29 protein-coding genes and 1 pseudogene are annotated in these 26,313 nt (G+C 66.5%); 22 read left to right on the plus strand and 8 right to left on the minus strand.

The genetic code is table 11. The features are described 5' to 3' along the window. The first annotated feature begins 86 nt into the window (after positions 1-86). The 6 genes from HNP51_RS10215 to HNP51_RS10240 all read left to right on the plus strand — a co-directional run bounded on the left by HNP51_RS10215 (position 87) and on the right by HNP51_RS10240 (position 6,403). Positions 87-1,250 (plus strand): acyl-CoA dehydrogenase family protein, encoded by a 1,164-nt coding sequence (locus HNP51_RS10215; RefSeq protein ID WP_184269802.1) that lies wholly within the window; start codon positions 87-89, stop codon positions 1,248-1,250. A 30-nt stretch (positions 1,251-1,280) separates the two neighbouring features. Further along, the gene (locus HNP51_RS10220; RefSeq protein WP_184269800.1) at positions 1,281-2,168 is read left to right on the plus strand and encodes a bestrophin family protein; all 888 of its coding nucleotides are present in this window, start codon (positions 1,281-1,283) and stop codon (positions 2,166-2,168) included. A 70-nt stretch (positions 2,169-2,238) separates the two neighbouring features. Then, positions 2,239-2,523 carry a GIY-YIG nuclease family protein gene (locus HNP51_RS10225; RefSeq protein WP_184269798.1) on the plus strand — a complete coding sequence of 95 codons (285 nt, stop codon included), beginning with the start codon at positions 2,239-2,241 and terminating at the stop codon, positions 2,521-2,523. Positions 2,524-2,566: 43 nt separating this feature from the next. After that, the gene (locus tag HNP51_RS10230; protein ID WP_184269796.1) at positions 2,567-3,286 is read left to right on the plus strand and encodes a 16S rRNA (uracil(1498)-N(3))-methyltransferase; all 720 of its coding nucleotides are present in this window, start codon (positions 2,567-2,569) and stop codon (positions 3,284-3,286) included. Between the two features lie 70 nt (positions 3,287-3,356). After that, positions 3,357-4,718: a glutamate--cysteine ligase gene (locus HNP51_RS10235; RefSeq protein WP_184269794.1), complete on the plus strand. Its 1,362-nt coding sequence runs from the start codon at positions 3,357-3,359 to the stop codon at positions 4,716-4,718. 92 nt (positions 4,719-4,810) lie between these two features. Then, complete coding sequence (locus HNP51_RS10240) at positions 4,811-6,403, plus strand: ATP-binding protein (protein WP_184269792.1); 1,593 nt, start codon at positions 4,811-4,813, stop codon at positions 6,401-6,403. A gap of 6 nt (positions 6,404-6,409) precedes the next feature. On the opposite strand, the gene HNP51_RS10245 is transcribed toward HNP51_RS10240, so the two are convergent. Together HNP51_RS10245 and HNP51_RS10250 are read right to left on the minus strand one after the other, a co-directional pair. Further along, the gene (locus tag HNP51_RS10245) at positions 6,410-7,201 is read right to left on the minus strand and encodes a TSUP family transporter (protein WP_184269790.1); all 792 of its coding nucleotides are present in this window, start codon (positions 7,199-7,201) and stop codon (positions 6,410-6,412) included. A 168-nt stretch (positions 7,202-7,369) separates the two neighbouring features. Then, positions 7,370-7,582, minus strand: coding sequence for a hypothetical protein (locus HNP51_RS10250; RefSeq protein ID WP_184269788.1), 213 nt, complete (start codon positions 7,580-7,582; stop codon positions 7,370-7,372). Between the two features lie 119 nt (positions 7,583-7,701). On the opposite strand from HNP51_RS10250, the gene HNP51_RS10255 reads away from it, so the two are divergent. From HNP51_RS10255 to HNP51_RS10270, 4 genes are all read left to right on the plus strand, one after another. Next, a complete protein-coding gene (locus HNP51_RS10255) occupies positions 7,702-8,451 on the plus strand; it encodes a DUF72 domain-containing protein (protein WP_184269786.1) in 750 nt (249 codons plus the stop codon). Between the two features lie 74 nt (positions 8,452-8,525). After that, complete coding sequence (locus HNP51_RS10260) at positions 8,526-9,596, plus strand: NAD(P)-dependent alcohol dehydrogenase (RefSeq protein ID WP_221415848.1); 1,071 nt, start codon at positions 8,526-8,528, stop codon at positions 9,594-9,596. A gap of 93 nt (positions 9,597-9,689) precedes the next feature. Then, positions 9,690-10,415 carry an acetoacetyl-CoA reductase gene (gene phbB, locus HNP51_RS10265; RefSeq protein ID WP_184269784.1) on the plus strand — a complete coding sequence of 242 codons (726 nt, stop codon included), beginning with the start codon at positions 9,690-9,692 and terminating at the stop codon, positions 10,413-10,415. Between the two features lie 48 nt (positions 10,416-10,463). After that, positions 10,464-11,291, plus strand: coding sequence for a DUF4908 domain-containing protein (locus tag HNP51_RS10270; RefSeq protein WP_184269782.1), 828 nt, complete (start codon positions 10,464-10,466; stop codon positions 11,289-11,291). Between the two features lie 58 nt (positions 11,292-11,349). On the opposite strand, the gene HNP51_RS10275 is transcribed toward HNP51_RS10270, so the two are convergent. Next, positions 11,350-11,751, minus strand: a complete 402-nt coding sequence (locus HNP51_RS10275) for a helix-turn-helix domain-containing protein (protein ID WP_260398429.1) — start codon at positions 11,749-11,751, stop codon at positions 11,350-11,352. Here HNP51_RS10275 and HNP51_RS10280 point away from each other — a divergent pair. From HNP51_RS10280 to HNP51_RS18985, 6 genes and pseudogenes are all read left to right on the plus strand, one after another. Further along, positions 11,732-11,917: a hypothetical protein gene (locus HNP51_RS10280; RefSeq protein ID WP_221415847.1), complete on the plus strand. Its 186-nt coding sequence runs from the start codon at positions 11,732-11,734 to the stop codon at positions 11,915-11,917. The genes HNP51_RS10275 and HNP51_RS10280 overlap by 20 nt on opposite strands. 83 nt (positions 11,918-12,000) lie before the next feature. Continuing rightward, positions 12,001-12,318, plus strand: a complete 318-nt coding sequence (locus tag HNP51_RS10285; RefSeq protein WP_184269779.1) for a helix-turn-helix domain-containing protein — start codon at positions 12,001-12,003, stop codon at positions 12,316-12,318. A 32-nt stretch (positions 12,319-12,350) separates the two neighbouring features. Continuing rightward, positions 12,351-13,568 carry a type II toxin-antitoxin system HipA family toxin gene (locus HNP51_RS10290; protein ID WP_260398428.1) on the plus strand — a complete coding sequence of 406 codons (1,218 nt, stop codon included), beginning with the start codon at positions 12,351-12,353 and terminating at the stop codon, positions 13,566-13,568. Between the two features lie 383 nt (positions 13,569-13,951). Continuing rightward, positions 13,952-14,107, plus strand: coding sequence for a DUF4908 domain-containing protein (locus tag HNP51_RS10295; protein WP_260398464.1), 156 nt, complete (start codon positions 13,952-13,954; stop codon positions 14,105-14,107). Positions 14,108-14,166: 59 nt separating this feature from the next. Next, positions 14,167-14,418, plus strand: a complete 252-nt coding sequence (locus HNP51_RS10300) for a hypothetical protein (RefSeq protein WP_184269775.1) — start codon at positions 14,167-14,169, stop codon at positions 14,416-14,418. Between the two features lie 1,416 nt (positions 14,419-15,834). Then, positions 15,835-15,981 (plus strand): annotated as a pseudogene (locus HNP51_RS18985) (YdeI/OmpD-associated family protein); the annotation flags it as partial. Between the two features lie 110 nt (positions 15,982-16,091). On the opposite strand, the gene gloB reads toward HNP51_RS18985, so the two are convergent. Continuing rightward, positions 16,092-16,820 carry a hydroxyacylglutathione hydrolase gene (gloB, locus tag HNP51_RS10310; RefSeq protein WP_184269773.1) on the minus strand — a complete coding sequence of 243 codons (729 nt, stop codon included), beginning with the start codon at positions 16,818-16,820 and terminating at the stop codon, positions 16,092-16,094. Between the two features lie 224 nt (positions 16,821-17,044). On the opposite strand from gloB, the gene HNP51_RS10315 reads away from it, so the two are divergent. The 5 genes from HNP51_RS10315 to HNP51_RS10335 all read left to right on the plus strand — a co-directional run bounded on the left by HNP51_RS10315 (position 17,045) and on the right by HNP51_RS10335 (position 21,657). Next, positions 17,045-17,815, plus strand: coding sequence for a class I SAM-dependent methyltransferase (locus tag HNP51_RS10315; RefSeq protein WP_184269771.1), 771 nt, complete (start codon positions 17,045-17,047; stop codon positions 17,813-17,815). A gap of 9 nt (positions 17,816-17,824) precedes the next feature. Beyond that, on the plus strand, positions 17,825-18,322 hold the full coding sequence (locus HNP51_RS10320) for a histidine phosphatase family protein (RefSeq protein WP_184269770.1): 498 nt from the start codon (positions 17,825-17,827) through the stop codon (positions 18,320-18,322). Continuing rightward, entirely contained in the window at positions 18,319-18,675 is a 357-nt protein-coding gene (locus tag HNP51_RS10325; protein ID WP_184269768.1) for a DUF952 domain-containing protein, read from the plus strand. The genes HNP51_RS10320 and HNP51_RS10325 overlap by 4 nt, the downstream gene beginning before the upstream one ends. Continuing rightward, positions 18,672-19,709 carry a quinone-dependent dihydroorotate dehydrogenase gene (locus HNP51_RS10330; protein ID WP_184269766.1) on the plus strand — a complete coding sequence of 346 codons (1,038 nt, stop codon included), beginning with the start codon at positions 18,672-18,674 and terminating at the stop codon, positions 19,707-19,709. Before HNP51_RS10325 ends, HNP51_RS10330 begins: the two co-directional genes overlap by 4 nt. A gap of 67 nt (positions 19,710-19,776) precedes the next feature. Next, positions 19,777-21,657, plus strand: coding sequence for an ATP-binding protein (locus HNP51_RS10335; RefSeq protein WP_260398426.1), 1,881 nt, complete (start codon positions 19,777-19,779; stop codon positions 21,655-21,657). Here HNP51_RS10335 and HNP51_RS10340 read toward each other — a convergent pair. After that, positions 21,600-22,064, minus strand: coding sequence for a very short patch repair endonuclease (locus tag HNP51_RS10340; protein ID WP_184269764.1), 465 nt, complete (start codon positions 22,062-22,064; stop codon positions 21,600-21,602). The two genes, HNP51_RS10335 and HNP51_RS10340, sit on opposite strands and share 58 nt — an antisense overlap. Before the next feature lie 23 nt (positions 22,065-22,087). Then, the gene (locus tag HNP51_RS10345; RefSeq protein ID WP_184269762.1) at positions 22,088-22,576 is read right to left on the minus strand and encodes a peroxiredoxin; all 489 of its coding nucleotides are present in this window, start codon (positions 22,574-22,576) and stop codon (positions 22,088-22,090) included. Positions 22,577-22,713: 137 nt separating this feature from the next. Here HNP51_RS10345 and HNP51_RS10350 point away from each other — a divergent pair, with 137 nt between their 5' ends. Further along, positions 22,714-23,280 carry a YqgE/AlgH family protein gene (locus HNP51_RS10350; protein ID WP_184269760.1) on the plus strand — a complete coding sequence of 189 codons (567 nt, stop codon included), beginning with the start codon at positions 22,714-22,716 and terminating at the stop codon, positions 23,278-23,280. A 536-nt stretch (positions 23,281-23,816) separates the two neighbouring features. On the opposite strand, the gene HNP51_RS10355 is transcribed toward HNP51_RS10350, so the two are convergent. Together HNP51_RS10355 and HNP51_RS18355 are read right to left on the minus strand one after the other, a co-directional pair. After that, positions 23,817-25,136 (minus strand): HipA domain-containing protein, encoded by a 1,320-nt coding sequence (locus HNP51_RS10355; RefSeq protein WP_184269757.1) that lies wholly within the window; start codon positions 25,134-25,136, stop codon positions 23,817-23,819. Further along, on the minus strand, positions 25,126-25,779 hold the full coding sequence (locus HNP51_RS18355; RefSeq protein WP_221415846.1) for a helix-turn-helix transcriptional regulator: 654 nt from the start codon (positions 25,777-25,779) through the stop codon (positions 25,126-25,128). The genes HNP51_RS10355 and HNP51_RS18355 overlap by 11 nt, the downstream gene beginning before the upstream one ends. Positions 25,780-26,313: the final 534 nt, after the last annotated feature.

Here is a 26,313-nt window from a genome sequence, read left to right on the forward strand (position 1 = left end):
GGCCGCTCAAAACAACAACGGTCGAGTTCTGCGGCGGTCCCGGCTCTCCGCTGCGCTACGGCCGGGATGACAGGGAAGAACCGCTCATGAACGTGCTCAACACGCCCGAACCCGACTTCATGCAGGACGAGGAGATCGTCCTCTTCTCCGACAGCGTGGGCAAGTGGATCGACGAGCACGCCCCGCCTGAAAAGTTCCAGCAGTGGATCGCCGCCTCCTCCGTGCCGCGCCAGCTGTGGAACGACGCCGGCGACGCCGGCCTGCTGGGTCTGTCGCTGCCGGAAGAAGACGGCGGCTTCGGCGGCGACTATCGCCATGAGGTGGTGCTGATGCGCCAGCTGGGCTGGAAGGGCGCGGACCACTTCGGCATCTCGCTGCACAACGCCATCGTCATGCCCTACATCTGGCACTACGGGACGCCTGAGCAGAAGGCGCGCTGGCTGCCGCGCCTGGCCTCGGGCGAACTGGTCGGCGCCATCGCCATGACCGAGCCGGGCGCCGGCTCCGACCTGCAAGGCGTCAAGACCACCGCCGTCAAATCCGGCGACCACTACGTTCTGAACGGCTCCAAGACCTTCATCACCAACGGCCAGCTGGCCAACTTCATCATCGTCGTCGCCAAGACCGACCCGGCCGAGGGCGCCAAGGGTACGTCGCTGATCGTGCTCGAGACCGATGGCGCAGAAGGTTTCGAGCGCGGCCGCAACCTGCACAAGATCGGCATGGAGGCCAACGACACCTCCGAGCTCTTCTTCAACGATGTGAAGATCCCGCTGGAGAACATCATCGGCGGCGGCGAGGGCCAGGGCTTCGTCCAGTTGATGCAGCAACTGCCGCAGGAACGCCTGAACATCGCCGTTCAGGGCGTGGCCGCCGCCGAGCGCGGCCTTGAGGCGACGCTGGATTACGTCAAGCAGCGCAAGGCCTTCGGCAAGCGGGTGATCGACTTCCAGAACACCCAGTTCAAGCTGGCCGAGGTCAAGACCAAGCTGACGGTGGCCAAGGTCTTCGTCGACCACTGCATCGGCCTGCACCTCAAGGGCCAGCTGGACGCCGCCACGGCCTCCATGGCCAAATACTGGGTCACCGACATCCAGGGCGAAACCATCGACGAAATGCTGCAGCTGTTCGGCGGCTACGGCTACATGAACGAGTACCCGATCGCCCAGCTCTACAAGGACGCCCGCGTCCAGCGCATCTACGGCGGCACCAACGAGATCATGAAGCTGCTGATCGCGCGCACCCTGTAAAGCGAGCCGCCGGGGCGGTAAGGGAGGGCCATGATCGTCCGCTCCCGCCCCGGCCCGCTGCAAATCCTGTTCGCCGTCAACGGATCCATCCTCCCTCGCGTAGTGGGGCGTCTGGCCCTGACGGTCGTGATCACCGTGGCGGCGGTGTTGCTGCATCGGACGCGCCCTGACCTGCCGGTGCATCTGGCGGCGGCGCCCTTCGCCCTGATCGGGCTGGCGCTGTCGATCTTCATGAGCTTCCGCAACAACGCCTGCTATGACCGCTGGTGGGAGGCGCGAAAGCTGTGGGGCGAGCTGATCATCGCCGTCCGCTCTTTCATGCGCCAGACGGCCCTGCTGCCCGAGGACCGTCGCTCGCCCATGCTGGACGGGGTCGGCGGCTTCGTCTTCGGCCTGGCCGCCCGGCTGCGCGGTCGCGACGAGGCGGGGGAGATCGCGCGCTGGACGCCGGTCGAGCCCGCGCCCCACGCTGTCGACGCCGCTCTGACCGGCGTGGGCCGCCAGTGCGCCGAACTGCTGCGCGACGGACTGATCGACCCGATCCGCTATTCGGTGCTGGAACTGCGGTTGACCGAGATGAGCCATGTCCTGGCCGGCTGCGAGCGGATCAAGACCACGCCCCTGCCCTTCGCCTACGCCCTGCTGCTGCACCGGACAGCCCACGCCTTCTGCCTGATGCTGCCCTTCGCCCTGGCGCCGGCCCTGGGGTGGTGGACGATGGCGGTGTCGCTGCTGGTCGCCTACACCTTCTTCGGTCTGGACGCGCTCGGCGACGAACTGGAAGACCCCTTCGGCGACGATCCCAACGACCTGCCGCTGGACGCCATGAGCCGGATGCTGGAACGCGAACTGCGCCACGCCCAGGGCTGGACCGACCTGCCCCCCGTCTGGCCGGCCCAGCGCGACCGGCTGACATAGAAAATAGCTGCGTTATATTTCCCGCTCATCCCCGCGGAAGCGGGGACCCAGTCCTTTTGCGGGGCAAACCGTGGCCTTCTTCACCTACATTGTCGCCAGCGGGCGGAACGGCGCCCTCTACACCGGCTCGACCGACGACATCGTCGAACGCACCTCTCAGCACCGCGAAAAGGTGTTCAGAGGGTTTTCGGCCAAGTATGGGTGCGCTGTTCTGGTCTGGTACGAGCTTCACCCGACCCGGCACGACGCCTTCATTCGCGAACGCCAGATCAAGAAATGGAATCGCGTCTGGAAACTGGAACTGATCGAGCGAGCCAATCCGGGCTGGCGCGATCTGTTCAACGACCTGTTCTGAGGCTCTCACTGGGTCCCCGCTTCCGCGGGGATGAGCGGAAAAAATGATACGCCTTCACGTCACCTCCGACCTCGCGCCCGACCTCGCTGTCGCTCCGACCCTCGACCAGTCGCGCTACCTGACTCAGGTGATGCGGCTGAAGGCGGGTGACGACCTGCTGGTCTTCAACGGCCGTCATGGCGAATGGCGCGCCAGCGTCGCCGAGGTGCTGAAGAAGGGCGTCATCCTGCGCGCCGAGGAGCAGGTCCGCGCACAGACCCACGGCCCCGATCTGGAGCTGATAGTCGCCGTGGTGAAGAAGGCCCGGATCGAGACCATCGTCGAAAAGGCGACGGAGCTTGGAGCCAGCCGCGTGCGTCTGGCCCTGACCCACCGCACCAACGCCGACCGGCTGCGGCTGGACCGGCTGGACGCCATCGCCGAGGAGGCGGCCGAGCAGACCGGGCGCCTGGACGTGCCCCTGGTCGATGATCCCGTGAAGCTGGACGCCCTGCTGGACGGCTGGGACGCCTCGCGCCGCCTGATGTTCTGCGACGAGACCGGCGGCGCGCCCGCCGTGTCGGCCCTGACCGCTGCGGGCGAAGGCAAGTGGGCCATCCTGATCGGCCCCGAGGGCGGCTTCTCGCCCGAGGAAGGCGAGCGGCTGCGGGCCCTCCCCTTCACCACCGCCGTCTCTCTGGGCCCGCGCATCCTGCGCGCCGACACCGCCGCCATCGCCGCCCTGACCCTGTGGCAGGCGGCGATCGGCGACTGGGAGCGATAGAAGTTTATCGCCTCCCCTCTTGAGCGGGGCCGTATCCTCGCCCATCTAGCCGCGACAGCAGGGGTTACAGATGACCGACACGGCGCCGCTTTCCAGAGACGACCTGATCCACGCCATGTCGAAGGGCGAGAAGCCCAAGGACCAGTGGCGCATCGGGGCCGAGCACGAGAAGTTCGGCTTCGACAAGTCCACCCTGCGCCGCCCCGCCTATGAGGGCGACAACGGCATCCTGGCCATGCTGACGGGCCTTCAGCGCTTCGGCTGGTCGCCAGTGGAAGAAGCCGGCTATGTCATCGCCCTGGAGCGTAAGAACGCCGAGGGCTTCACCGCCTCGATCAGCCTGGAGCCGGGCGGCCAGTTCGAACTGTCGGGCGCGCCGCTGAAGGACATCCACGACATCTGCAACGAGACCGGCCAACACCTGATGGAGGTCAAGCAGGTCGCGGATCAGTTGAACCTCGGCTTCCTCGGCGCTGGCTTCGACCCCCTGTGGCGGCGCGAGGACGTGCCGGTCATGCCCAAGGGCCGTTACGGCATCATGCGCGCCTACATGCCCAAGAAGGGGTCGCTGGGCCTCGACATGATGCTGCGCACCTGCACCATCCAGGCCAACCTCGACTTCGATTCCGAAGCCGACATGATCATGAAGTTCCGCACCTCGCTGGCGCTTCAGCCCATCGCCACGGCCCTGTTCGCCTGTTCGCCCTTCACCGAGGGCAAGCCCAACGGCTTCCTGTCGGCGCGCGCCAATGTCTGGACCGACACCGATCCCGACCGCACCGGCATGCTGGACTTCGTCTTCGCCGACGGCTTCGGCTACGAGCGCTACGCCGACTACGCCCTGGACACCCCCATGTATTTCGCCAAGCGCGGCGAGACCTATGTCGACCTGTCGGGCCAGTCGTTCCGCAAGTTCATGACCGAGGGTCTGGACGCCCTGCCCGGCGAGCGCGCCACCGCCAAGGACTGGGCCGACCACCTGACCACCCTCTTCCCTGAAGTGCGCCTGAAACAGTATCTGGAGATGCGCGGCGCCGACGGCGGGCCGTGGAGCCGCATCTGCGCCCTGCCCGCCCTGTGGGCCGGCGTTTTGTACGACGCGCCGTCGCTGGCGGCGGCCTGGGACCTGTGCAAGGACTGGGACATCGCCGACCACGAGCGCCTGCGCCGCGACGTGACCCGCCTGGGCCTCAAGGCCGAGGTGGCGGGCCGCAGCGTCCGCGATATCGCCGTCGACCTGGTGAGCATCGCCAAGCAGGGCCTGAAGAACCGCGCCCGGTTCAGCGGGGGCATGGTCGACGAGCGCGGCTATCTGTCGGAGCTGGAAGACATCGCCGACAGCGGCGTGACCCCCGCCGACCGCCTGCTGGAGCTGTATCACGGCGACTGGCAGGGCGACGTCAGCCGAATCTATCGCGACTTCGCCTACTAGGGTTTTCACGGCTCGCCTCGGCAAGAGGCGGACGCAAAGGCGGCCTTAACCGTCTGGGGTTAAGCATGGCGTCCCGTTCTCAAGGATTCCCCATGACCACCGTCGCGTTCGCCGCCGCATCCTCGACAGGACAGCCGCAGCCGCAGCGCGACCCGGCGGCCGATCTGGCGACCTTCTTCGACGTCTCGCTGGACCTGCTGGTCATCCGCGATCTGGAAGGCGTCATCGTGCGGGTCAGCGCCTCCTGGGCCTCGACCCTGGGCTACAAGCCGGATGAGCTGGTCGGGCGGGCCATCCTCAGTCTGGTCCATCCCGACGACCTGCCCGCCACCCTGGACAGCGCGGCCGAGGTCGAAAACCGCCGTCCCGACGCCCCGGTCCGGGGTCACGTCAACCGCTACCGTCACCGCGACGGCCACTATGTCACCCTGGAATGGCGGGCTCAGAAGTTCGGCGACCGCATCTACGCCGTGGCCCGCGACGTCACCGCCAAGATCGCCGCCGAACAGGCCCTGATCGAGGCCAAGGCCGCCGCCGAAACCGCCAACCGCGCCAAGTCCGACTTCCTCGCCAACATGAGCCACGAAATCCGCACCCCGCTGAATGGCGTCATCGGCATCATCGACGCCCTGGCCCGCACGCCTCTGGCCCCCGAGCAGGCGGAGATGGTGGGGCTGATCGCCACCTCGGGCGTCACGCTGGAACGGCTGGTCTCGGACATGCTGGACGTGTCGCGCATCGAGGCGGGCAAGCTGGAGCTGGAGCTGCGGCCCTTTGATCTGGACGAGGCCCTGACCGCCCCGCTGGACACCCAGCGCCTGCGGGCCGAGGACAAGGGGTTGGGCTTCCATGTCGAGCGGGCGCCCAATGCGCGCGGCGTCTTCATCGGCGACAGCGTCCGCATCAGCCAGATCCTGGGCAACCTGCTGTCGAACGCCGTCAAGTTCACCGCCGAGGGATCGGTCATCGTCCGCTTCGCCCTGACCGAGGACGACGGGGCCCCGACCCTGCTGAGCTTCGAAGTCGAGGACACCGGCGTCGGTTTCGACGCCGAGCATGACGCCCAGCTGTTCCAGCGCTTCAGCCAGGCCGACGCCTCGATCACCCGGCGCTTCGGCGGCACGGGTCTGGGCCTGTCGATCTGCCGCTCGCTGACCGAGATGATGGGCGGACGCATCACCGGAGCCTCGACGCCGGGCGTGGGCAGCCGTTTCCGCGTCGAACTGCCCCTGCCCCGCGCCCAGAGCCTGCGGGACTATGACGCCCGCGACGTGGCCGCCCTCGCCGCCGGGCCGCAGCCGTCGCGCCTGCTGCGCGTGCTGCTGGCCGAGGACCACCCGGTCAACCAGCGCGTCGTCCAGTTGATCCTGGCCGGCCATGTCGAGGAGATCGTCACCGTCGATGACGGCGCCCAGGCCGTCGCCGCCTTTGAGGCCGGAACCTTCGACGTGGTGCTGATGGATATGCAGATGCCCTGCATGGACGGGCTGACCGCCACACGGGCCATTCGTGCACTGGAGGCCGCCCGACCGGGCGTGGCGCGCACACCGATCCTGATGCTGAGCGCCAACGCCATGGCCGAGCATCGCGACGCCGCCAGCGACGCCGGCGCCGACCTGCACCTGGCCAAGCCCGTCACCGCCCGCGACCTGCTGACCACCCTGGCCATGCTCACGCCGACCTGAGCCGCTCTAGCTGAGCCAGCCCGTCACCATGACCCGCAGCGGATTGGCCGGGTCGGACAAGAGGCGCGCTGTGATAGCCAGGGAGATGATCACCAGAAGCGGACGGATCAGGCGCGGCCCGAACCGCATGGCGGCGTGCGAGCCCATCCGCCCGCCGACGAACTGACCCACGGCCATGATCCCGGCCAGGGTCCAGACCACGTGTCCCCCGACCGCCAGCACCACGATGCCGACGACGTTGCTCATCAGGTTCAGCGCCTTGGTGTGGGCCGTCGCCCGCGTCAGTCCCATGCCCAGCAGCATGACCAGGCTGAGCGCGAAGAACGACCCCGTCCCCGGCCCGAAGAAGCCGTCGTAGAAGCCGATCCCTCCCGCCACAAAGGCATAGGCCAGGGGCGTCAGCCGGGCATGGGCGTCCTCGTCCGAGGCCTTGGGTCCGAACAGGAAATACAGGGCGATGCCGATCAGCAGCACCGGCAGCAGGATCATCAGCCAGCGCGAGTCCACCAAGGTCACGGCGAAGGCCCCCAGCCCCGCCCCGACGCCGACCAGAATCAGAGGCCAGCGGATCAGACGGAAATCCACGCGGCCCTTGCGCCAGAAGTTCCACAGGGCGCTGGCCGTGCCCACGCTGCCCTGCACCTTGTTGGTGGCGATGGCCGCGACCGGGTTCAGCCCCACCGACAGCAGGGCCGGCAGCGAGATCAGCCCCCCGCCCCCCGCGATGGCGTCGATAAACCCGGCGATCACCGACGCCAGACCCAAGAGGGCGATGATTTCAGGCGTCAGTTCCTGCACGCGCGCAATACTCCTGCAACGGCGACGCTATAGCCGCCGCCGCCGCAAACCGCCACCGCGAGGGGTCCCTTACCTCGAGCGAACAGGAGGTACCGCCGCTCTCTGGCCGATGTCGGGCTTTAGCATTGGAGCCAATATCTGCTTCCGACCCGTTGCGGACCTTCGATCTCATTTCGGGCTTTGTTGCCATGAGCCCGGCGGCACGCCCCAAAGTTCGAAGCACATGGCCTTCGCAGCGTTCACATCCTGCCCCCAATAATCCCATTCCGGATAGGGAGAGTCTGCTCGCTCAAACGCGAAGCAGTCCACGCCATCATCACCGACCTCAAGCACGGTTTTGGCAAAGCTCTTGGTGTTGGTGGTGGATGCGAGCTTGATCATCCGAGCAGGCTAAATCGAAAAATGTCCGCTTCCCACCCGTAGCCGACGTTAGCAAGTTCCGCTTCCCGTAGCGAAGCCATGAGTTTCCTGCGATCAAGGCCGTGCAGCAGGAGGACATCATGACAGGTGCAATCAGGGTCGGCGTCGGCGGCTGGACCTTCGAGCCGTGGCGCGGGGTCTTCTATCCCGAGGGCCTGACGCAGAAGCGCGAGCTGGAGTTCGCCAGCCGGGCGCTGACCTCCATCGAAATCAACGGCACCTATTATTCCACCTTCAAGCCCGACAGCTGGATGAAGTGGCGCGACGAGACGCCCGACGACTTCGTCTTTGCGGTCAAGGCCAGCCGTTACTGCACCAATCGCAAGGTGCTGTCGGAAGGCGGCGAGAGCTTCGATCGCTTCCTGTCACAGGGCCTGACCCTGCTGGGCGACAAGCTGGGCCCGATCAACTGGCAGTTCATGGGGACCAAGAAGTTCGACGCCGAGGACTTCGAGGGCTTCCTCAAGCTGCTGCCCCAGGAAAAGGACGGGGTGCGGCTGCGGCACGCGCTGGAGGTCCGCAATCCGACCTTCGCCTGCGAGCAGTTCTATGACCTGGCGCGCCAGTACGGCGCGGCCATTGTCTATGCCGTCGACGACGAGGAGCCGACCTGGCCGCAGATCGACCAGGCCACCGCCGACTTCACCTACGCCCGCCTGATGTCCAGCCGCGAGGACGAGCCGACGGGCATGACCTCGGACGAACTGGACGCCGTCGCCGCCCAGACCCGCCAGTGGGCCCAGCGCGGCGACGTCTTCGCCTACTTCATTTCCGGAGCCAAGATGCGGAACCCGGCGGCCGCCCAGGCGCTGATCGCAAAGCTGAAATAGCCGCCGGGTCTTCTTGCGGCGATGCGGAGCGCGTCCCATCTGCGGCGCTTCCCGCCCAGCTTGAGGATGCCCCCATGCCGATCGCCACGCGCGCCTTCGCCGCCACCGCCGCCGACCAGCCCCTGAGCCCCTACAGCTTCGAACGTCGCGATCCGGGGCCGGACGACGTGGCCATCGCGATCAAATACTGCGGCGTCTGCCATTCGGACCTGCACGTCGTGCACAACGACCTGGGCGGCACGCGCTACCCGATCGTGCCGGGCCACGAGATCGCCGGCGTCGTCACCGCCGTGGGCGCCAACGTCACGCGCTTCAAGGAAGGCGACCGGGTCGGCGTCGGCTGCATGGTCGACAGCTGCCGCACCTGCGCCTCCTGCCAGGCGGGCGAGGAGCAGTATTGCGTCCCCGGCATGACCCAGACCTACGGCTCGCCCGACCCCAAGGGCGCCGAGGTCGGCCAGACCATCACCCAGGGCGGCTATTCCGACCGGATCACGGTGGATCAGGCCTATGTCCTGTCCATCCCCGACAGCCTGCCGCTGGACGCCGCCGCCCCCCTGCTGTGCGCGGGCATCACCACCTACAGTCCCTTGCGTCACTGGAAGGTGGGGCCGGGCTCCAAGGTGGCGGTCGTGGGCCTGGGCGGACTGGGTCACATGGCCGTGAAGCTGGCGGTGGCCATGGGGGCGGAGGTCAGCGTCCTGTCCACCTCGGACCGCAAGAAGGCCGACGCCGAGCGGATGGGCGCCAAGCACTTCCTGATCAACTCCGACAAGGACGCGATGAAGGCGGCGGCCGAGAAGTTCGACCTGATCATCAATACGGTGTCGGCCACGCACGAGATCGCCAGCCACCTGAACCTGCTGGCGCGCGACGGGACCATGGTCATGCTGGGCCTGACGACCGAGGGCCTGCCGGTCTTCGCCCTGCCCCTGCTAATGCGTCGCCGCAGCGTGGCGGGCAGCCTGATCGGCGGCATCCGCGAAACCCAGGAGATGCTGGACTTCTGCGCCGAGCACGGCATCGTCTGCGACATCGAGACCATCGCCCCGCATCAGATCAACGAGGCCTATGCGCGGATGGAAAAGTCCGATGTCCGTTATCGCTTCGTCATCGACATGGCCCAGATCGACCAAGCCGCGTAACGGCGTCTTCTCCTGCGACGCTTGCCAAGCTAAGGCTTGTTCCAGAGGGTAGGACGACGTTGATGGGGCGTCGTCCAATATGGGGAGCGGATCATGGCGCGAGTGGCTCTGGTGACCGGGGGAACCCGGGGTATCGGCAAGGCGATCGTTCAGCGGCTGAGGGAAGACGGCATGTCCGTCGCCGCGGGTTATTCCGGCAATGACGAAGCGGCCGCCGCCACCGCGCGCGAGCTGGGCGTCATGGTGGTCAAGGGCAATGTCGGCGCGTTCGAGGACTGCGAGCGGGCGGTGCGGGAGGTCGAGGCCGAGCTGGGCCCCATCGACGTCCTGGTGAACAACGCCGGCATCACCCGCGACGGCTTCTTCCACAAGATGAGCGCCGATCAGTGGTCCGACGTGATCCGCGTCAACATGGACAGCGTCTTCAACATGACGCGCCAGGTGATCAACGGGATGCGCGACCGGGGCTTCGGCCGCATCGTCAACATCTCCTCGATCAACGGCCAGAAGGGCCAGATCGGCCAGACCAACTATTCCGCCGCCAAGGCCGGAATGATCGGCTTCACCAAGGCCCTGGCCCTGGAAAACGCGCGCAAGGGCGTGACCGTCAACTGCATCGCCCCCGGCTATATCGACACCGAGATGGTCGGGGCCATGGACCAGAAGGTGCTGGACAGCATCATCGCCCAGATCCCGGTCGGCCGACTGGGCAAGGGCGAGGAGATCGCCGACATGGTGTCCTGGCTTTCGGGCGAACGTGCCGGATATGTCACAGGCTGCACCCTGTCGCTGAACGGCGGGCAGTACCTGGTTGGGTAAATCCGCTTTGCCTAAAATCCGCCGTTCCGGCGTTCCACGACTAGCCCCATGATGGCAACGGTCGAGGTCGAGGCGGAGAATCCGCCGTGCTTCGCCGTCCAGGCGCCCCGCGTCCGGACGGTCGGAGGTCTGCGCCTGGACCTGGCTGCCCTGATGCTGCTGACGACCTGTCTGGCGGCCACGCCCGCGTCGGCGCAACTGCGCTCCAACGCCCAGGCGGAACAGAGCCGGGTGATCCGCGACCAGTCGGTGACCCGCACCATGCCGCCGCCCGGACGCTACGCCTCGGAGGCCGGCCAGACCTTCATGCTGGATCGGGACGGCTCCCTGACCCTGCTGCGGTTCGAGCGCTCGACCGAGACCTGGGCCCTGCGCCCCACCTCGGCACCGCGCGGCGACACCATCTATCGCAACGACGCCGGCGAACAGGTGCTGCGTGTTACGCCGTCGGGCGGCATCACCGTCTATACGACGCGCAATCCCGGCGGCTCGCCCGTCTCCCTGACCGGCCCCGCCGTCAGCCTGGAGCCGACCAGCCTCGGCCCGGTGCAGATGTTCAACCTTATGACCCGGCGCAGCGGCCTGGTCAGCGAGGCCATGGGCCGCCTGGTCCGCATCAATGTCGTGGGCGAACAATCCGAAGCCCTGTGCATCGAGGCCCTGATCGTCACCACCGACGCCGTGGTCCGCATCGCGCGCTCGCCCAGCGCCCGCCCCTTCCTGGACCGGCTGCGCAGCATCACCGTGGTCGAAGGCGCGCGCGCCTCGGTCAGCTATTCCGGCGGCGATCTGCGCGTCGTGGTCGACCCCAAGCGCGGCATCGCCGGCCGCCCCTCCTCGGCCCGCGTCATCCGCGCGGTGATCCCGCAGGACTAAGGACTTCCCCAGGATGCGGCCTACCTCCGGGTCCTCGTGATAGATGGTCAGCATCGCTTCAGCGCTCCATCACGCTGCCGCGTCGGTCCGCCGCTTCGTCCTGTTCGAGGAGACCGATAGGATCAAGCCCGAGCGAAGCCGCCACGGCCAGGGACTTTCCTAGCTGGGAGCTGGGCTTGCCCCTTTCCAGGTCGTGGATGAAGCGAACGCCGACACCGACGGCCCCCGGCAGATCCTCCAGCCGCAAGCCCGCCGCCTCACGATGCGCACGCGCAAGAACGCCGAGACGACGCGCAAAATCCTCAGCCTGCCCTTCGATCATGAGACCGCCTCTTTCCCGATCGGGAAAATTTAAGAAAAATGCGGGTCCTCCGTCCTCGACCATTTCGGCGCCCGCCCGGGCGAATTCGGCATCACCCGAGGCTGCTATTTCCGGGTTGATGATGCCTTCCGTTGGCATCGTGCCGATCAGTGCGACTGCGGCAGAAGCCCATCACCTGGTCGTCGCGGAGCATTTCGAACATGCGCTGAAAGAGCGTGAGTTCGCCCACATCCGTGAACGGGTGTTCAAGGCCTCGGACGTGAATGCGACATCGGACCGATTGGCTCTGGAATGGATGGTGTGAGACGCCCGTCCGCCTCACTCTATAATTGTCCAAATGTGGACAATTAACTTGCATTTTAGCGTTTAATTGGCCATATATTGCCTATGTTAAAAACGCCGCTGGAAATTCAGCATGCCCTTGCCGAGCGATTGAAGGCCCGTCGCGTCGCCTTGGGCTGGACCCAGCAGGTCGCGGCGCAGCGCGCCGGTATCGCTTACCGGACCTGGCGGCGCCTGGAGAACGAAGGCAAGGCCTCGTTTGAGGATGTGATCAAGTCCGCCGTGGCCTTACGATGCGAAGGCGGTCTCGAAGCGCTCTTTCCACAACCCGCCGCCACAAGCCTTGATGACCTCCTGAAACAGCAGGCGGTGAGCGCGGCGCCGCCTGCTCGGGTGCGGGCGCGCAAGTCGCATCAATCATGAAGCTGGCGCCGGGAGCCCCCCTGGCAGCGAGCTTGACCTTCGACGACACGGCGGCTCCCATGCCCATCGGCCGGTTGGCCATGGCCGCCGGTCTGGCCCAACTGGAATGGTCCAACGAGGCGATCGCCACGGCGTTTCCCATCTCTGGCTTGCTCTACCCGCCCGAGCCCGGTCTTCATCCAGCGCGTGGGCGGGAATTCGACGGCCTGCACGGTTTTCTGTCCGACAGCCTGCCTGAGGGGTGGGGCTATCTCGTCATGCGCCGGCGCCTTGCCAAACTCGGCCTGCAAATCGACGCCTTGAGTCCGCTGGATCGTCTCGCGCTGGTGGGCGACCAGGGACGTGGAGCCTTGACCTACTTGCCGGCGACAGCGCCGCCGCCGGAAGTCGAGAGCCTCGACCTGGATGCTTTGGCCGCTGAATCCGTGGCCATCCTTGCCGGTCACGAAGGCGAGCTTGCGGCCACCCTGGCCACCCTGGCCGGCGGGTCTGGCGGCGCTCGGCCGAAGGTTCACGTTGGGTTTGATGGGGCGGGCCGCATCTCCGTTTCGGAGGGTGAGACGGCTCCCGATCAGGAGTCCTGGATCGTCAAGTTCGCGGCCACGAATGACCCGCCCGACATTGGGCCGATCGAGGCGGCCTATGCGGCTATGGCCATCGCGGCCGGGTTGGAGATGGCTCCCTGTCGCCTTTTGCCCTCCAAGACGGGACCCGGCTATTTTGCGACGAGACGGTTCGACCGACCAAATCCGGGACGGCGCTTACATATGGTCTCGTTGAGCGGTGCGATCGAAGCGCCGTGGCGCTTACCGTCGAGCTACGATCTGTTCCTTCGGGCGACGCTGACCATCACGCGCCACGCGGACGACCTGCTCGCGGCTTTCCGTCGAATGGTCTTCAACGTGCTGGCCAGCAATCGCGATGATCATACACGGCAGCACAGCTATCTAATGGATGACGGCGGGGAGTGGCGGCTCGCGCCGGCCTACGATCTCACCTACTCGGCGGGACCTGGGGGAGAGCACTATCTGGACATTGAGGGCGAGGGTCGCAATCCGACCCGTTCGCAGGTCCAGACGCTCGGGCGACGGCATGGTCTGTCTGACGCCGTGATAGTGTCGGTGATCGAGGAGGTCCGGGCCGCGGTGGAGGACTGGTCGCGGTTCGCTGAGGAGGCCGGGGTAACGAGGGCTTCCAAAGCCGAGATCGGCGCGGCCCTTGGCGCGGTGGCGGCGCGCTTCTTCGTCTAGGTCGATCTGGATCGGTCGTGGAGGCCGCGAGCTCGGGGTCCGCGCTGAGCTTCAGCGGGCCTGTTTGACGGAACGCATAATGCTCAGGCCCATGTCCAGGCAAAGCTTGAAGAATTCTTCTGAAGCGTGGCGTGGTTTCAAGCCGTACTGACGGACGAGCTTTCGGGCGCGCTTGCCCAGCGGTCGCCATGCTCCGGCTAGACGATGAAGCGAAATGGTGGCGATGCCCGACCCACTCCTTCTTCCGCTCAGCCCCGTCCACGGCGTCGTTGCGTCGATCCAAGAAGGCCCCCGCCTCCCCGTCCTGTCCGACGCTGTCTCGGCCGAGATAGCGGACATGGCCGCCAGCGCCTTGACGAGGACCCGCTGGCGCCCGTCCCTTCCTGGACCGGCTGCGCAGCATCACCGTGGTCGAAGGCGCGCGCGCCTCGGCGGTTCATTCCAACGGCGACCTGCGCGTCGTGATCGACCCCAAGCGCGGCATCGCCGGTCGCCCCTCCTCGGCCAGCGTCATCCGCGCGGTGATCCGGCAGGACTAAGGACCATAGCGCCAAGGTCTTTAGTTGACCTGCGCCCCGAACAGGCCCCTTGAACGGGGATGGCAAGCGAAACCGTTTACATCCTTCAGGCCTATGTTCAGGGCAAGGGCTCATCCCTGCGGGCTGAACCCCAGGTCGGCTGCAAGGACGCAGAGGAAGCGCGCCGCAAAGCCGAGCGACTGGCCCCGCTGCGGCTGGGCGTCGTGGCCTTCTCGGTCTCGGCCGACACAGAACTGGGCGACTACGACGAAGAGCCGACAATCATCTTCAAGTCCGGCCAACTGCCGCCGCCCTTCAGCGACGAGGGCTGAAGCCTGCCTGAAAGCAGACCACGACAAGGACTGCGTTCGACCCATAGCCGACGTTCAAGCGGGGTGTATGATAAGCGCAGACTTCGGGGGGCACAGATGATTAGGCGGCTGACCCTCTTCGTTCTTATTCCTCTCGCGGTCAGCTACTGTTTGGCCCACTTAGCTATCTCGTTGGGCGTCCGAACGGCGGCGCTGCATTGGCTCAACACTGTCGCCTATTTTCTGGTCTTCGGCTTGCCGGGACTCGCAGTCGTTACGACGCTCGGACGCGGCCGGCGGCGAGATTTCGTAGAAATGGCGGGGCTGCTTTGCGCCATGGGCGTCGGAGCCACGCTCTGGGCAGCTCTTAGCTATGGGCAATGGTTCTATGTTGTCCAAAGCGACGGCCCTCGCCGCTACAGCTTTGTGGAGGCGGTGGCGTTGGGCCTAAGAGACGCTGCATTGGACACAGGCCTTGCGGCAGTGGTTCTGGGGCTGGTGCTGGTAAGCGCAAGGCTCCTGCAAGCCCGCCCTTGGAAGAGCAGAGGTAAGGTCTGCTAACCACCCATTGCGGCGGTTCAGGTGGACAGCTTTTCGGCGTCCTCAATTAACTGAAAGAGCAACGTATCGTCGTCCGTTCCGTGTCGCTCTATAGAAACGCCATCTGGTCCGACGCCCCTCACTCGATACATGCCATTGCTGACTTCGGTTATCGTGAAGGACCAACCCTGAGGCGGTTTGCGGATGACCGATTTCTGATGATTGGACATGCCGCACGTTAACTTCGGCAATGTCCGCTATCCACCCGTTGCGGACCTCGCCGCCAATCCACTAGGAGCAAGTATGGCAGGGGATCGACCATGATTATTGCGGCGATGATATTTACGGTTCTGCAGGCTGGTGCCGCGGCTCCGGGGTCGGATCTGCCGGAACCAGAAACCTGCCAACGGTCTGACAGGGATACGACGACGGGAAAGCGGTTGTGGTGTCCTGGGGAGCTGGGAAAACGACTGCCGAGGAATATCTATGCAAGCTTCCCTGCCGATGAAGTCGGCAAAGGCTGGGCTCTTCTTCGTTGCGATGTTGGCGAAGGCAAGGTGACGACCGCGTGCGAGCTGATCGATGAATCTGCCCCCGGATCGCGGTTCGGCGCATGGGCGATCAGAGCTCACTTGACCGCAACGCTTGTAACCAAAGTAGAGGACCCGATGCCGGGCGACCAGTATTATGCCATTGCGCGGTGGGAGGTTCGGTAGGACCCTTGTTCGGGATGTCGGGTGTCCGCTTCCCACCCTAAGGCGACCCGCCCTCTACGACCGGCAGTGGACATTCCGTCAGCCCGCGAACAAGCTCTGAGGACGGCGACTGGCTGCAATCTCGGAGGCGTCAATGACGAGCGAATTTCCCCAGGGCGTCGTCCATGAGGCGGGCGCAGACATGCAGGCGGCCTTGCGGGCGGATCCTGAGGTCTTCGACCTGTGGAAGGCCCTGACGCCGCTGGGACGCAACGAGTTCATCTGCTAGGTCGAGGACGCCAAGCAGCCCAAGACCCGCCAGCGCCGCATTGAACGCACGGTCGAGGAGTTGCTGGAGGGCAAGAAGCGCCCCTGCTGCTGGGTCGGCTGCATCCACCGCACCGACAAGGCGCCCAGCCGCTGGCAGCAGGCCGTCCTGATCGACGGCAAGGCCAAGGCCTAACCCCTGAAGCCGTCCTTGGCCGCGCGGCGGGCGGCGAAGTCGGCGGCGTCGGCGGCGCTCAGGAAGGGGTTGAAGCGGCGCTCCGCCCCCACCGTGGTCGGCACAGTCGGCTGACCCCGCTCGCGGGCGGCGAAGATGGCCTCGGCGTGGGCTCGCATCTCGGGCCGAGCATCGAGGCTGAGGGCGAAGCGGGCGTTCGACTCCGTGTATTCGTGGGCGCAATAAAGCGTCGTCGTCTCCGGCCAGGCGGCGATGCGGCAGAGACTGTCCCACATCTGTTTGGGCGAGCCTTCGAACAGGCGGCCGCAGCCCAGGGCGAAGATGACGTCGCCGACGAAGGCCAGGTCGTCCTCGACCGCGCGATAGACCACATGGCCCAGGGTGTGGCCGGGCGCCAGCTCCACCTCAAACGCCGTCTCGCCCAGCCGCACCAGGTCGCCATCGACCGCCACGCGATCCAGCGGCGCGGCGCGACGCACCTCCTCGGGGCCGACGATCTCGCAGCCGGTCTCGGCCTTCAGCCGTTCGTTACCGCCGGTATGGTCCGGGTGCCAGTGGGTGTTGAGGATCAGGTCCAGCCGCCCCCAGCCGGAGGCCTCGATCTCGGCCAGGACGGCGTCGGCGTCCGGCGTGTCCACGGTCGCGACCATCCCGGTCGCCTCGTCGCGGATCAGGAAGCCGTAGTTGTCGGACAGGCAGGGAAACTGGCGCACGGTCAGGGTCATGGACGCATTGTAGCAGGCAAGTGAGCGGTGCGCGCCCATCAAGACCCGCTCATCCCCGCCGAGGCGGGGACCCAGTGCTTTGGCTGACAACGCCGTGCGGAAATCTGAGGGCGCCGTTGCGAACGCAGCGCGTGAGGTTCTTACTGGGTCCCCGCCTCGGCGGGGATGAGCGGATGGGGGCGTGAAAGGCCGACATCCATCGCGTTTTCAGCCATAATGGCTCCATGCGGCGCGGCATCGACGATCTTCGCACCTTCTACGGCGAGCCGACCGGGGCGCTGGTGCGGCGCGTGCTGGCGCGGCGGCTGGAGGACGCCTGGCGCGAGGCCGAGGGCTGCGACGTCCTGGGCCTCGGCTACGCCACGCCCTGGCTGGACGGCTTCGTCGGGGCGCGGCGCGTCATCGCCGCCATGCCGGGGGGACAGGGCGCCGAGCAGTGGGCGGCGGCGGGCCGCAACCGCACCCTGCTCGTGGATGAAAAGCGCCTGCCCTTCGCCGCCGGGACGTTTGACCGCATCCTGCTGGTTCATGCGTTGGAAGAGGCCGACGATCCGCTGGCTCTGCTGACCGAGGCGGTGCGCGCCCTGGCCCCCGCCGGGCGCATCATCCTGGCCACGGCGGCGCGCGGCGGGATGTGGGCGCGGGCCGAGACTACCCCTTTCGGCCACGGGCGCCCCTTCACGCGCGGTCAGCTGGAGCGGCTGGTGCGCGAGGTGGGCCTTGAGCCCGCCGCCTGGTCCCAGGCCCTCTATGTGCCGCCGTGGCGCCCCCTGCTGCCGATGGCGGACGGGATCGAGCAGGCGGGCCGCTGGATGCTGCCGGGCATCGCCGGGCTGATCATGCTGGAGGCCACGCGTCAGTCCTACGCCCGCATCCGGCCCCAGGGTCTGGCCCAGGCGGTGCTGGCGGGACGGCCCGCTCTGACCCCCTCGCCCGCCTCGCGCGACCACGGGCCGCCCGCCCATGCTCTGGTCGGCGAAGGAAAACGGCCTTAAGGCGAGCCCATGCAGCGACTGATCATCATGCGTCACGCCCAGGCCGAGAAGAGCGCGCCCGGCGGCGACATCGACCGCCCCCTGTCCAAGCACGGCCGCCACGACGCCCGCGCCATGGGCCGGGCCCTGGCCGAGCGCGGCCTGCGCCCCGACACGGCCCTGGTCTCCAGCGCCCGACGCACGCATCAGACCTGGGACGAGGTCAGCGAAGCCATGGGCGACGTCGAGGTGCATCTGTCGCCCGCCCTCTACAATGCGTCCTCCGACGTGCTGCGCCGTGCGGTCGAGGCCGCCGAGGACACGGCGGGCTGCCTGTTGCTGGTGGCGCATAATCCAGGCGTGCATCAGTTGGCGGTCGAATATCTGATCGAGAGCGCCGCCTCGCCCGGCGTCATGGACAAGATGAGCGGCGGCTTCCCCACCGGGGCGGCGGCGATCTTTACCGTCGATGTCGCGGGGCGCCCCACCTACGAAGGCTGGCTGACGCCGCAAGATCTGGAAAAATGACCGACGCCCTGCCGACCACCGCCTTCAAGATCCTGAGCCGCGCCGACTGGCGCGCGACCCTGGCCGAGGGCGCCTATGACGGCTCGCCCGTCGATCATGCCGACGGCTATATCCACCTGTCCGCCGCCGACCAGTTGGCCGTGACCGCCGCCAAGTATTACGCGGGGCAGGACGACCTGATGCTGGTCGAGGTCGATCTGGCGGCGCTGGGCGAGACCCTGATCTGGGAGCCGTCGCGCGGCGGCGCCCTCTTCCCCCATATCTACGGCCCCCTGCCCCTCGCGGCGACGCGGGGCGCGCGCGCCCTGTCGGTCAGCGCCGACGGCGACATGATCCTGAGCGAAAATCCATGAGCCTGACCGACCTCGGCGCCGTCATCCTGCGCCAGATGGATCCCGAGACGGCGCACCGCCTGGCCATTCGCGCCCTGCAGGTCACGCCCCTGCCCGCGCCCGGCGCCGATGACCCGATCCTGACGACCCGCATCGCCGGGTTGACCATGTCCAATCCCGTCGGTCTGGCCGCTGGTCTGGACAAGAACGGCGAGGCGCTGGAGGGGCTGTCGCGGCTCGGCTTCGGCGCGGTGGAATGCGGCTCGGTCACGCCGCGCGCGCAAGCCGGCAACCCCAAGCCGCGCCTGTTCCGACTGTCGGAAGACCGGGCCATCATCAACCGCATGGGCTTCAACAACGAGGGGCTGGAGCCCTTCGCCGCGCGGCTGGCCCGTCGCCCCAAGTGCACGCCCATCGGCGCCAATCTGGGGGCCAACAAAGACACCGAGGACAAGGCGGCGGACTATGTCGCCGGCCTGCGTCGCCTGGCGGGCCTGGCCGACTATTTCACCATCAACATCTCCTCGCCCAACACGCCGGGCCTGCGCGCCCTGCAGGGGCGCGAGGCGCTGGACGACCTGCTGGGCCGCATCAATGAAGCGCGTCCCGCCGACGGCGCCCCGGTCTTCCTCAAGATCGCGCCCGACCTGATCGGCGAAGAAATCGGCATGATCGTGGAGGCCTCTCTGGCGCACCAGATCGACGCTCTGATCGTGTCCAACACCACGCTGGAGCGTCCCGCCACGCTGAAATCCGCTTTTGCGGGCGAAGCGGGGGGCCTGTCGGGCGCGCCGCTGAAGCCCTTTGCCCAGAAGGCGCTGGAAGCCGCCGCCGAGGCCGCCGCCGGCCGTCTGCCCCTGATCGCGGTGGGCGGCATAGCGAGCGGCGAGGACGCCTTCGCGCGCATCCGTGCCGGCGCCTCGGCGGTGCAGGTCTATTCGGCTCTTATCTACGACGGACCCGGCCTGATCGGCCGGATCAAGCGCGACCTGGCCGCCCGCCTGTGCGCCGAAGGCTTCACCGATATTTCCGAAGCGGTCGGCGTCGGCCGTTGACGGAGCATTAGGGCAAGCAAGTCTATCCTTGTTCCCTTAGGCGAACCCCGCCTGCTGGGAAGGACGCATGACGCAAATCGCCGACGACGCCCCGACCGTCTGGGCGCCCGCCATTCGCCAGCGTCGCAAGGCCATGATGCAGCGCCTCGTCATGGGCGCGGCCACCGCCTTGGTGTTCAGCCCCATGCTGGGCTGGCGCTTCAGCGCAACCTGGATGGTGCTCTACACCCTGATCCAGTTCCTGGAGGCTAAGGTGTTCGCCCCGGTCGTCGCGGGCAAGATCTCGTCTCCGATGGGTTGGCGCGGCGCCTATGGCGACCTGGTGCTGATCCTCAACGCCGGCTTCTTCGGCGGCATGACGATACCGCTCTGGATCGTCGGCGGGCCCATGGGCGGGATCGCCGGCGCGGTTCTGCTGTCCGCAGGAATGATCAATTCCGTGATCATGTCGGCCGGATCGATGCGGATCTTCGCCTGCACCGTCCTGCCCCAGCTGGCGATCTTCGCCCTGACGCCGCTGTTCATGGCTCAGATGGGCGCCCCGCCCCATGTCGTCACCGCCGTGACGGTCGGCATCCTGTCCTACACCGTCTTCTGCCTGAACACGCGCCGCACCCTGTTCCGCGCCAACCGCGCCGAGACCGAGGCTCGCCGCGAGGCCGACCGCAAGCGTGAAGAGGCCGAGACCGCCATGGCCAGCCGCGGCGCCTTCCTGGCCGCTGTCGCCCATGACCTGCGCACCCCGATCAGCGCCATTCTGACCGGCGCCGACGAACTGGAACGGGGCGCCAAGCCGGGCTCCTCGCGTCAACAGGTCGCCCTGATCACCGACGCCGGCCTGATGATGAAGGCCCTGCTCGACGATCTGCTGGATCATGCCCGTCTCGACGCGGGACGGATGAGCGTGGACAGCCGCGATTTCGACCTGCGCCTGCTGGTGTCCCAGACCGCCCGCCTGTGGGCCGGCCCCGCCCGCGCCAAGGGTCTGCGCCTGCGGATGGAGGGCGCCCGGACCCTGCCCCGGATGGTGCGCGGCGACGCCATGCGCCTGCGCCAGGTGCTGAACAACCTGATCTCCAACGCCATGAAGTTCACTGACGACGGGGCGATCACCCTGCGCCTGAAAGCCTGGCCGGACGAACACGGCGCCCACGTCCTGCTGATCGACATCGAGGATACAGGGCCCGGCATGACAGAGGCGCAATTGGCGCGCCTCTTCACCGCCTTTGACCAGACGACCGAGGGCGTGGCCGCGCGCTTCGGGGGGTCGGGTCTCGGGCTGAGCATCAGCCGCGATCTGATCGAGCTGATGGGCGGACGCCTGACGGTGCGCAGCGCGCCCGGTCAGGGATCGGTCTTCACCCTGTCCGTCGTCCTGCCGCGCGGCGCGGCGCTGGAAGCCCCGCCCCCCGCCCTGGCGCCCGAGGCTCGCGCCACGATCACGCGCGCCCTGAGCCCCCCCCCCGTTCAAGCCCCTGCACCGGAGCCGAAACCCAGGAGCGCCGAGCCTTCGCCCCCCGAAGATGACCAGCCCGAGGCGCCCTTGCGGGTCCTGGTTGTAGATGACCATGCCATCAACCGCCGCGCCGTCCAGTTGATCCTTCAGTCGGTGGATTGCGAAATCGCCATGGCCGAGGATGGTCTGGCGGCGCTGGAGGCCTGTGATCGAGCCCAGTTCGACGTGGTCTTCATGGACGTTCGGATGCCCGAGCTGGACGGGCGCGAGACCACGCGCCGCCTGCGTGCTGGGGGCGGGCTGAACGCCGCCGTTCCGGTCATCGCCGTCACAGCCGACACCGCACCCGATGACATCGCCGCCTGCACAGCCGCGGGAATGAACTATTTCGTGTCCAAGCCCCTGACGCCAGGATCGCTGCTCGGCGCCCTGTCTCAGGTGCTGACGGAGGCGGCGGAGGCCGCTGACGCGGCAGAGAGCGCGGCGGCCTGACCGCCCCTGATTTCAGCGACCAGCTCCTCTGCGAAGCCCGGCGCCCGCAGACAGCATTCCCACGCCGTCACCACCCGCCAGCCCTCGGCGGTCAGTTCCGCCGCGACCCGCGCGTCGCGAACACGGTTTCGGTCGATCTTGTTGCGCCAGTAGTCGGCGTTGGCCTGGGGCTTGCGCGCGCCGCGCGGGCAGTCGTGGCCATGCCAGAAACAGCCGTGGACGAAGACGGCGACCTTGCGCCCCTTCATCACCACGTCGGGCCGTCCGGGCAGGTCGCAGCCGCCCAGACGGTAGCCGATCCCGGCGGCGCGCAGCATCCGCCGGACCTTCCGTTCGGGCGCGGTGTCGCGCCCCTTCACCCGGCGCATGACCGCGCTGCGTTTTTCCGGTGTGAAGACGTCCGTCATGGCTCAGACCATGACTGACGGGATCAGAGCTGCGCCAGCAGGTGCTCGGCCGAGGACACTTTGAACTCGCCGCCCTGTTCGATATTCAGCTGATCGACCACACCGTCCTTGACCAGCATGGAGTAGCGCTGCGAGCGCTCGCCCATGCCGAAGCCCTTGGCGTCCAGCGCCAGGCCGACCGCGCGGGTGAAGTCGCCGTTGCCGTCGGCCAGCATGACCACGTCGTCCGTGCCGTTCAGGTCATTGGCCTGGGCCCAGGCGCCCATGACGAAGGCGTCGTTGACGGACAGGCAGGCCACCGTGTCCACGCCCTTGGCGGCCAAGTCGGCGCGGTTGTCGACATAGCCCGGCAGGTGGCGCGCCGAGCAGGTCGGGGTGAAAGCGCCGGGGACGGCGAACAGGGCGACCGTCTTGCCACCGAACAGTTCAGCCGTCGTGACCGGCTTGGGGCCGTCGGCGGTCATGGTGGTCAGGGTCGCGTCGGGGATGCGGTCGCCGATCTGAATGGTCATGCAGGGTCTCCGGGGGCTGAAGCCCGGGAAATCCGGGCGACGTTCAATTGTCAGATAGAGACGGGAGGAAGGATAGCCAAGCGCCCTTCGTTCCACGACGTCTTGCGCCCGGGTCGTCGGACACCGATGATAGAAGGATGACCGCCTTATCCTCCCTGACCGGGCGTCTCCTGGTGGCCATGCCGGGCATAGACGACGACCGTTTTCGCCACGCCGTCATCCTGATCTGCGCCCATGACGATGAGCACGCCATGGGCCTCCGGCTGGACCAGCCGGCGCCCGGCGTCACACTGTCCGAGGTGCTGAAAAAGCTGGACACCCCCGTCTCCGACGCCTTGGCGCAACAGGCGGTGCTGATCGGCGGCCCCGTCGAGCGCGAGCGCGGGTTCGTTCTGCACTCCGACGACTGGAGCAACGAGGACGTCACCCTGAGCTTTGGCGACGGTCTAGCCGTGACCGGCACCCGCGACGCCCTGACCGCGATGAGCGAAGACGACGGCCCGCGCCGCTCGGTCCTGCTGCTGGGCTACGCCGGCTGGGGCGAGGGCCAGTTGGAAGAGGAGCTGGGCGAGAACGTCTGGCTGACCGCCGACGCCGATCCGGACCTGATCTTCGACAGCGACTACGCCACCAAGTGGAGCCGCGCCCTGGCCGGTCTCGGCGTCGACGCCGCCCGCCTGTCGGCGCAGAGCGGGCGGGCGTAACGCGCGATTCTCTCCGTCCGCCATACACTCTGTTTTTTAAGTGTTTTTTGCTCCTCGCCACTCGTAACCCGCCATGTGACCCACCAGAGAGTTAGCGCCTAAATTTCGCAATGCAGGCCTGTTCAGCGCGTTCCAGGCTGTTCCTGCCACTGGCCCAAGGGACCCAAGCGCTTCGGACGGTGAGTTCTATAGGGTGGGTCAGCAGCCTTGCACCAGGAGCGGACCATAGGAAGTGCGCGTATAGCCGCCATTGTTGGGTTGGCCCGTACCCGCTTGTGTCGAGGTGGTTGTGGGGTTCCGGCTGCCGGACTGATATCCGACATCGGTGCGCGTCTGCGAACGCTGACAAATTGGATTGCAAGCGTTCGCAGACATGGTGCCTCCTGGTCATAGAATTGGGAGCCACTCTTCGGAGCGTCTCCCAAGGCGCAATCAGACGCGGCGCCTAGCCTTCCTTCGCGCCGCACTCTACCCAGTCGTTCATCCTGGCGAGACGCTTTTCAAACAGGTCGCCACGCCGATACGGACAGCACCGATCAGATTCCATCGGACGGGAAATAGTCCCGGGGCTCGACAGCGACGTCGAGCTGCAGCTTTTCAGCCAGTTCGTCGATCTCTCGGCCGAGCAAGTCGTTGAATGGCTTCAGGCCAGTGGAACGCAGACGCGGCGAGGCGGCCTCGAGCGCCTCGATCATCGGGCGGATCTCTCCGTCGATCACTAGGTCGAGATCGTCGTCCGACACGCCCATGAGACTGAAGAAAGCGATCAGGTCCTCGCCGGACATGTCGTCGAAAAAGCGGGCGGATCCGATCTGGTAGGCCAACTCGTGGGTGAAATCCTGGCTCAGCCGGATCGGCAGCAGGTCATACAGCGGCGCAAGGCGAGGCGCGGCAGGCCCATCATAGAGGATGGCGTGGTTCTTGGCGTGATTGTCGGTATTGCCGATGCACAGATTGAAGACCGTGGTGCGAAGGAATGCCAGACGCGCCGCTTGCGGGTCCCGCGTCTGGTCCAACACGGTAAGAGCTGCCTCGACGTCGAACCACCGCCCCGGTTTGCCCCGGCGCTGGTATTTGAGCTGTGAAGGCAACCCGAGAGCCTGGGCGAAGTCTTCTTGGTGAATGCGGGTCACGACGCCGTCGCGGACAACCCGGTCGAACCGGGTGATCAGCAGGGCGTCGACGTCGTCGATGCGGATGGCGATGGGCACAGAGACGTCGAGCCCCGCCGATACTGCGAGGATGGCCGCGGCCTCCTCGTTGCGAGCGTCCCGAAAGTCGCGGCGTGCGGGGACCTTGAGAATATGGGTGGTCGGAACCCGAAGACCTTCGCGAGGAAGGGCGAACTGGCCGTTTGGTAGCTGGGTAATCGCCACCTTGCTTTGGACCCCGGCCACGGGCGATGGGTCCCCCACCTCGACGGGTAGGCGACGTTCCTCCCGCAGTGATTTGACAATACGTAGAAGAGCTCGATCATCGAGCGGTTCATAGTCAGTCGCCAGGACACCGGGGCATTTCAGGGGCGGCGCGCCAAGTGGCAGGCAGGAAATACTGCCAGCGCAGTCCGCTCCGAAATGCCCGAGAAGCCCAACCACGTCATCGCGCGCTAGGCCTTCGCGTTCCATCACTCGCTGGAGCTGGGCGTTCTCAGGCAGGAGGTTAGCGAAGAAGGCGCGCGTTTCAACGTCGCCGAACGCTTCTTCCTCGATCGGCAGGGACAGGGATAGGACGGGGCCGCCCGCGGCGACGTAATTACTATCGTAGACAAATGCGGTGTCGCCTTGCGCTGTTCGCGCCAGACGGCCGGCCGGGGTGGCGAAGCCGTCCATCCAGACGGCAAGGACTTCATCCGCCATCGATCACCTCAGCGGTCAGTCCGATACCGAGAACTTGGCAGACCGCCAGGGCCTTTCCAAGCTCGAGCGTCGCCTTACCGGATTCTAGCTCACTTACGAAGCGACGACCGACTCCAGCCCGATCCGCAAGTTCCTGTTGGTTGAGAGTGAGCACAGTTCGGCGGACCCGTACAAGCGCGCCGAGGGTTTGCGCGTCTGCGATGGGAACAGGCTCCATGCGTAACTGAGCGGCGGAAGCGGCCGTTTTCGAGGTCGAAGGGCGCTTCCGGCGGTGAAAGCGTACGTCCTTAGAGAATTCGGGGGCAGCATCCTGGATGAGCTTGAGCGCGTGCGGCGAGGGCTTGGAGCGCTCGGACGGAGAGGGCTTTGACTTGAGGTTGAGATCGCCTAGGCGAAGAGCGCTGCCATCGCGATGCTTAAAAGTAACGGTGACCGACTTGTGGAGCGTTGGGTCGGCTTGATCGAGCAGGGCGCGAAGAGCGTTCGACGGGTTTGGATACCGGACCAGGCGCGACTTGCCTGCGCTCGTATCCAACGTCCCGCCAGTGATCTTGGACGTCCCGCCCCCCCGGGAGCGCGCGCCCTCGAGGCCACGACCGTCGGTCGGGACGTACTGGCCGCTGAATGTCCGCTTCTCGACCATGACAATGCTCCTGTCGAACCAAATAGGCACATCATGAGCTTTATGCAAACCAAACTGATACCGAGCGGTATCAGTTTGGTGACATTGTGCGATCGCAACATGACCGCGATCGATGAGAGGAACGCCGTCAAGTTCGGCTGAGCTAGGATCCGTGTGAGCGCCTCTTGATCCTCAAGAAGCCCCCGAAGGCGGGGACGCCTACGAGGTAGCGCCCTTCCGCATTGGCGGCACCCCAGCCGCCCCTGGATGCGGTGAATATCCATCCTAGTCACCGCACTTAATGCAGCGATTAGAACAACCGCGTGACGTGCGCCAAAGCCGTTGAGTTCGAATCCCACTTCAAAAACGAAATTAAGCCAATTCGGAGAATGGCCCTCAAAGACTAGAGTTAGGCGGACGGTTTCAGCCAACCACCGTGCATCGCTTCACACCCACCAAAACACCCATCATCATTTTCGCGCTTGGATGAAACATCCTGAACAACGCCGACAGGTCAAAATTACTATCCTTTTGAAAAATATGAAAATGAAACAC

It is taken from the genome of Brevundimonas bullata, assembly GCF_014207965.1.
Taxonomy (GTDB): Bacteria; Pseudomonadota; Alphaproteobacteria; order Caulobacterales; family Caulobacteraceae; genus Brevundimonas; species Brevundimonas bullata_A.

What these genes read in the sequence shown, in the direction of transcription:
- HNP51_RS10215 (WP_184269802.1), top strand. Translation starts at nt 87, where the DNA reads ATGAACGTGCTCAACACGCCCGAACCCGACTTCATGCAGGACGAGGAG.
- HNP51_RS10220 (WP_184269800.1), top strand. Translation starts at nt 1,281, where the DNA reads ATGATCGTCCGCTCCCGCCCCGGCCCGCTGCAAATCCTGTTCGCCGTC.
- HNP51_RS10230 (WP_184269796.1), top strand. Translation starts at nt 2,567, where the DNA reads ATGATACGCCTTCACGTCACCTCCGACCTCGCGCCCGACCTCGCTGTC.
- HNP51_RS10235 (WP_184269794.1), top strand. Translation starts at nt 3,357, where the DNA reads ATGACCGACACGGCGCCGCTTTCCAGAGACGACCTGATCCACGCCATG.
- HNP51_RS10240 (WP_184269792.1), top strand. Translation starts at nt 4,811, where the DNA reads ATGACCACCGTCGCGTTCGCCGCCGCATCCTCGACAGGACAGCCGCAG.
- HNP51_RS10250 (WP_184269788.1), bottom strand. Translation starts at nt 7,582, where the DNA reads ATGATCAAGCTCGCATCCACCACCAACACCAAGAGCTTTGCCAAAACC.
- HNP51_RS10255 (WP_184269786.1), top strand. Translation starts at nt 7,702, where the DNA reads ATGACAGGTGCAATCAGGGTCGGCGTCGGCGGCTGGACCTTCGAGCCG.
- HNP51_RS10260 (WP_221415848.1), top strand. Translation starts at nt 8,526, where the DNA reads ATGCCGATCGCCACGCGCGCCTTCGCCGCCACCGCCGCCGACCAGCCC.
- phbB (WP_184269784.1), top strand. Translation starts at nt 9,690, where the DNA reads ATGGCGCGAGTGGCTCTGGTGACCGGGGGAACCCGGGGTATCGGCAAG.
- HNP51_RS10270 (WP_184269782.1), top strand. Translation starts at nt 10,464, where the DNA reads ATGATGGCAACGGTCGAGGTCGAGGCGGAGAATCCGCCGTGCTTCGCC.
- HNP51_RS10280 (WP_221415847.1), top strand. Translation starts at nt 11,732, where the DNA reads ATGATGCCTTCCGTTGGCATCGTGCCGATCAGTGCGACTGCGGCAGAA.
- HNP51_RS10275 (WP_260398429.1), bottom strand. Translation starts at nt 11,751, where the DNA reads ATGCCAACGGAAGGCATCATCAACCCGGAAATAGCAGCCTCGGGTGAT.
- HNP51_RS10285 (WP_184269779.1), top strand. Translation starts at nt 12,001, where the DNA reads ATGTTAAAAACGCCGCTGGAAATTCAGCATGCCCTTGCCGAGCGATTG.
- HNP51_RS10300 (WP_184269775.1), top strand. Translation starts at nt 14,167, where the DNA reads ATGGCAAGCGAAACCGTTTACATCCTTCAGGCCTATGTTCAGGGCAAG.
- gloB (WP_184269773.1), bottom strand. Translation starts at nt 16,820, where the DNA reads ATGACCCTGACCGTGCGCCAGTTTCCCTGCCTGTCCGACAACTACGGC.
- HNP51_RS10315 (WP_184269771.1), top strand. Translation starts at nt 17,045, where the DNA reads ATGCGGCGCGGCATCGACGATCTTCGCACCTTCTACGGCGAGCCGACC.
- HNP51_RS10320 (WP_184269770.1), top strand. Translation starts at nt 17,825, where the DNA reads ATGCAGCGACTGATCATCATGCGTCACGCCCAGGCCGAGAAGAGCGCG.
- HNP51_RS10325 (WP_184269768.1), top strand. Translation starts at nt 18,319, where the DNA reads ATGACCGACGCCCTGCCGACCACCGCCTTCAAGATCCTGAGCCGCGCC.
- HNP51_RS10330 (WP_184269766.1), top strand. Translation starts at nt 18,672, where the DNA reads ATGAGCCTGACCGACCTCGGCGCCGTCATCCTGCGCCAGATGGATCCC.
- HNP51_RS10335 (WP_260398426.1), top strand. Translation starts at nt 19,777, where the DNA reads ATGACGCAAATCGCCGACGACGCCCCGACCGTCTGGGCGCCCGCCATT.
- HNP51_RS10340 (WP_184269764.1), bottom strand. Translation starts at nt 22,064, where the DNA reads ATGACGGACGTCTTCACACCGGAAAAACGCAGCGCGGTCATGCGCCGG.
- HNP51_RS10345 (WP_184269762.1), bottom strand. Translation starts at nt 22,576, where the DNA reads ATGACCATTCAGATCGGCGACCGCATCCCCGACGCGACCCTGACCACC.
- HNP51_RS10350 (WP_184269760.1), top strand. Translation starts at nt 22,714, where the DNA reads ATGACCGCCTTATCCTCCCTGACCGGGCGTCTCCTGGTGGCCATGCCG.
- HNP51_RS10355 (WP_184269757.1), bottom strand. Translation starts at nt 25,136, where the DNA reads ATGGCGGATGAAGTCCTTGCCGTCTGGATGGACGGCTTCGCCACCCCG.
- HNP51_RS18355 (WP_221415846.1), bottom strand. Translation starts at nt 25,779, where the DNA reads ATGGTCGAGAAGCGGACATTCAGCGGCCAGTACGTCCCGACCGACGGT.